Here is a 4,328-nt window from a genome sequence, read left to right on the forward strand (position 1 = left end):
CGCAAAGCTGCTGGAGAGCCGCGACCCGCAGCGCTTCTCGGTCCGCCAGTTGGCCCGCCTCGGCAACCATCCGTTCGCTGCCGTGCGCCGCTTCGCGCTTCAAGCGTTTGCCGCCGACGAAGCCCGTTTCCGTGCCGACCCCCAGAATGCCGTGCTGCTGGTCGAGAGCGAGTGGGACGACGTGCGATCGACCGCGGTGAACCGCCTCACTGCGTGGCCCAACGACGCGCTGCCGGCGGCTGCACTGGCTGTCATGGCGGACTCGACCGTGCCGGCGGTGCAGGACGGCGCCCGCCTGCTGCTTCGGCGCAGCCTCGCCGACGGCGACGTCGCCGAGGTGCTGGGGCGCGTGCTGGAGCACCCTTCCGGCAGCTTTCACCTCTTCGTCACCGAGTTGCTCACCGAGCACTCGCTGGCGGACGCGGCGATCTTCGCCAAATTCCTCACCCAGGCCCGCATCATCCTGATGCAGATCAACCGCGGGCGCATCGCCAAGGACCGCATCTTCACGGCACTGCGCAACGAGGCGCTGGCGCACCGGGACCGCGCCGCTGATATCGCGCAGCTGCTGCACGACTTTACGCTCAGCGTGACCCTGCGCGACAAGGCGCCGGCGCTGATGATCCTGCGCGACATCGCCCGTGCCTGGCCGGACCTCCCTCTGCCCTTCACCGTGGCGCGCGCCGGCCGCACGCCGTCGGGCAATGACTCGCAAGCCAGCGGAAACGCCGCATGAATTTCGCCTACCGATTTCTCGGCAGCACCAGCGCCTCGTCCGACGCCGCCTCGTCGTCGTTCGCCTTCGCGCCGGACACGCTGCGCCAGCCGACCTTCTTTACCGGCAAGGTCGCGCGCCACCTTGCGTTCCGCGAGGCGATCTCGGCGCTGCATCATGTCGTCGTGTCGGACCTGCGCTTCAAGCCGCGCGACCGTACCGCCTACTTCGAGTGGCTGAAGCAGAACGAGGCCAACTTCCTCGCCGAGGCGACGGCGCAGTCTGCGGCGCTCAAGCCGCGTATCGCGGAATTGCAGGACCGCATCCGCGGCCTCGACCGCGCGCGCGATCGGCTGATGAAGCCGTTCTGGACGGCGCGGCAGGCCTATTTCAACTACCTCTACAAGGAGAACCGCGACGCCTGGATCGTGCTCGATCCTGTCATCACCGTGCATCCGGATGAGATCTTCTTCGAGTGCTTCAGCCTCGACGAATCGAGCTACGGGCGGCTGTCATGCGACCACGACGTGTTCGAGAGCCTCGGCGAGATGGCATTCGGCACCACCAACATCGACTACAGCCACGCCCTCTACGACGAATTCCAGAAGATCCGCTCCTATCGCGACACCACGCTGACCATTGATCCCTCCGGGTTCGAGGTGCAGACCGGCGACGACCTCGACTTCCGCGAGGAGAAGATCGAGCTGCCGGACAGCTGGGTGCGCGGCTTCCTGCAGGTGTCGAGCGCCATGACCCTGCCGGCGCATGTGTTCGACCTGCATCCACAGGACATGGCCAACATTCTCACCCGCCTCGCGCAGAAAAAGGAAAAGGCTGGTCCACGCTCGCTGCGCTTTGTGCTGAAGCCGGATTCCGCCTTGGAGGTGGTCATCGAGCCGTGGCACGAAAGACTCACCTTCCGCCGCTCGATCTATCGCGGCAAGGAAGCTGCCGAAATCCGCATCTGGGGCCGGCGAAGGCTGGCGATTCTCGGACGCGCGCTGCCGCTGGCGCGCTCGGTGCGGGTCCATCTGACCCAGAGCGGCCTGCCGTCGTTCTTCGTCGTCGATTTCGGCGGGCTACGATTTACGCTCGGCTTGTCCGGCTGGATCGCGAACGACTGGTCGTCCGCCGGGCAGTTCGATCTGCTGGCGCCGCGCCACAAGGTGGACACCGACAGCGCCCAGCGCGTTTTCGCGGCGCTCGGCAAATCCCATGCGTCGACCGCCGCCGAGCTGTCGCAGTGGACCGGTGTCGACCAGACGCTCGTGCATGCGGCGCTCACCGCCTACACCCAGGCCGGACGCGTCATGTTCGACCTCGACAAGTCGCTCTACCGCCTGCGCGAACTGACGCGCGAGCCGTTGTCGCCTGCTCAACTGCGTTTTGCGAGCCCGCAGGAAGAGAAGGCCGACCGCCTGATCAACGCCAACCTCGTGACGATCGGCAGCATTGATCGCAACCAGGGCGCTCGCGCCGTCAACGGCAGCGTGCTCGACAACGCCCGCACCGAGCAGGTGAACCTCGTCATCGACGACGACGACCGTCTCGTTGAGGCGCGATGCAGCTGTCATTTCTACGGCCACAACAAGATGGCGCGCGGCCCTTGCGAACACATGCTGGCGTTGCGCCGGATCTTCCATGCCCAGGTCGAGGGCGTCGCCCAGGACGGACGCGCCATCGCATGAGTGACATGAAAGCTGCCATTTGCAGATCCGGCTTGAACCGGAGACGACAGTTCGCGTATCACCGCATTCGGAAGGGCGCAGGCTGGTCAGGACCTTGCAACCCGGGCGGCGTATCGCCGTCCTTGCACCATGACCATGCATGCGTCACTGGCCCGATCTTCACTGGGCCGGGGCAGTCCACCCATCCGCAATCGCAGAATGGGTTCCTTGAACCCAATTGCGGATGGGTGGACGCCCCGGCGTCGAGTGGATCGATCCAGTTCTTGGATGAGACGAAGGCAATCCGGCCTGCGCCCTTTCCGATCCCCCTCCTCCGCGTGGCCACCACCACCTTCCTGACCGGAGGGCTGGCCGCGTGACCGAGACCGTTTCTCCCGGCACGATGACGCGCCAGGAACTCTACGACCGTATCCGCCAGTCTTCGAGGGACGAGGTCATCCTCGAGGAGATGATCCGCCTCGGATTCTGGCCCGACGAAGGCGCGCCGGCGCCCGCCGCGGAAACGATCCGCGAGCGCGCGGAGGCGATGCGCGAACTCAGCGAATTGCAGCGTCAGAACGCCACCCTCGCCGATCCCGTGCGAGCGCTGAAGGAAATGCACAAGCGCCGCAAGGCCGAAGCGATGGCGCGGCGGCAGGAGACCAAGCGCCGCAACGCCGAGGCGCGACAGACGCGGGCGTTTGCCTGGTTCGAACGCCGCAAACGCGATGTGCTCTACCTTGGCGAGGACGTCTCGCCCGGCCTTCACAGCCGCACGACCACCATTCCGTTGCACGACGGCTTGCCGCCGCTCGCCGATGCCAAGGCGCTGGCTGACGCGATAGGCGTACCGCTGGGCGAGCTGCGCTTCCTCGCGTTCAACAGAAAGGTGGCGTCGGTCAATCACTATCAGCGCTTCACGATCCCCAAGAAGAGCGGTGGCGAGCGGTTGATCTCGGCGCCGATGCCGCGCCTCAAGCGCGCGCAGTACTGGGTTCTGGACAACATCCTCGCACGGGTGCCACTGCATGATGCCGCGCACGGTTTTGCGCCGCAGCGCTCCATCCTGACCAACGCGCGCAACCATGTCGGCCGCGACGTGGTGATCAATCTCGACCTCAAGGATTTCTTCCCGACCCTGACCTACGCCCGCGTCAAGGGTCTGTTCGAGGCGCTGGGCTATGCTGAAGCGGTCGCGATCCCGCTCGCGCTGTTGTGCACCGAGCCTGTTGTCGACGAGGTGACGCTCGACGGCGAGCGCCACTTCATCGCCGATGGCCCGCGGCTGCTGCCGCAGGGCGCGCCGACCAGCCCGGCGATCACCAACCTGATCTGCCGCAGGCTCGACCGACGCCTCATGGGGCTCGCGCGCACGCTCGGCTTTGTCTACAGCCGCTACGCCGACGATCTGACCTTCTCCGCCTCGGGCGAAGCGGTGAAAAAGATCGGCACCTTGCTCAAGGCCGTGCACGGCATTGTCGAGGCCGAAGGGTTCAAGGTCCATCCGGACAAGACGCGCGTGATGCGCCGGTCGACGCGCCAGGAAGTCACCGGCCTCACGGTCAACGAGGCCCTGGCCGTGCCGCGCGACCTGCTGCGCCGTTACCGTGCCGTGCTGCAGCAGGTTGAGCGCCACGGCCCTGATGGCAAGCACTTCGGCCCCGGCAAGGACGTGATCCGGTCGCTGCTCGGTTTCGGCCATTTCGCCGTGATGGTCGATCCGGAGAGCGGCACGCCCTTGCTGCAGCGGGCGCAGCGCCTCGCCGCACAGTACGCCCCCACCCGCTCCGAACGGCTTCCGACCCGCGCCGCATTCCGCAAGGCCGCGTCTGCCGGCCAGACGCCGCCCGGCCGGCAATGGACTCCCGCCGAGCGGCCGCCGCCAGCTCCGGACCCAGTGCTGGTCGCGCTGGCGCGACAGGAAGAAAAGACGCGGGCCGCCCAAG

General features: G+C 66.7%; 2 protein-coding genes and 1 pseudogene. All 3 read left to right on the forward strand.

Going from position 1 to position 4,328, the window contains the following annotated elements:
- A pseudogene (locus CQ12_RS33735) lies at positions 1-736 on the forward strand (hypothetical protein); the annotation flags it as partial.
- On the forward strand, positions 733-2,403 hold the full coding sequence (locus tag CQ12_RS33740; RefSeq protein WP_057839601.1) for an SWIM zinc finger family protein: 1,671 nt from the start codon (positions 733-735) through the stop codon (positions 2,401-2,403). The pseudogene CQ12_RS33735 and the gene CQ12_RS33740, both read left to right, overlap by 4 nt.
- A gap of 355 nt (positions 2,404-2,758) precedes the next feature.
- Positions 2,759-4,328 (forward strand): reverse transcriptase family protein (locus CQ12_RS33745; RefSeq protein ID WP_063799864.1); only part of this gene is annotated, 1,570 nt, incomplete at its 3' end.

Source organism: Bradyrhizobium jicamae, from assembly GCF_001440395.1.
GTDB classification, from domain to species: Bacteria; Pseudomonadota; Alphaproteobacteria; order Rhizobiales; family Xanthobacteraceae; genus Bradyrhizobium; species Bradyrhizobium jicamae.

Excerpts from the sequence above, each read along its gene's own strand:
- CQ12_RS33740 (WP_057839601.1), top strand. The coding sequence starts at position 733 with ATGAATTTCGCCTACCGATTTCTCGGCAGCACCAGCGCCTCGTCCGAC.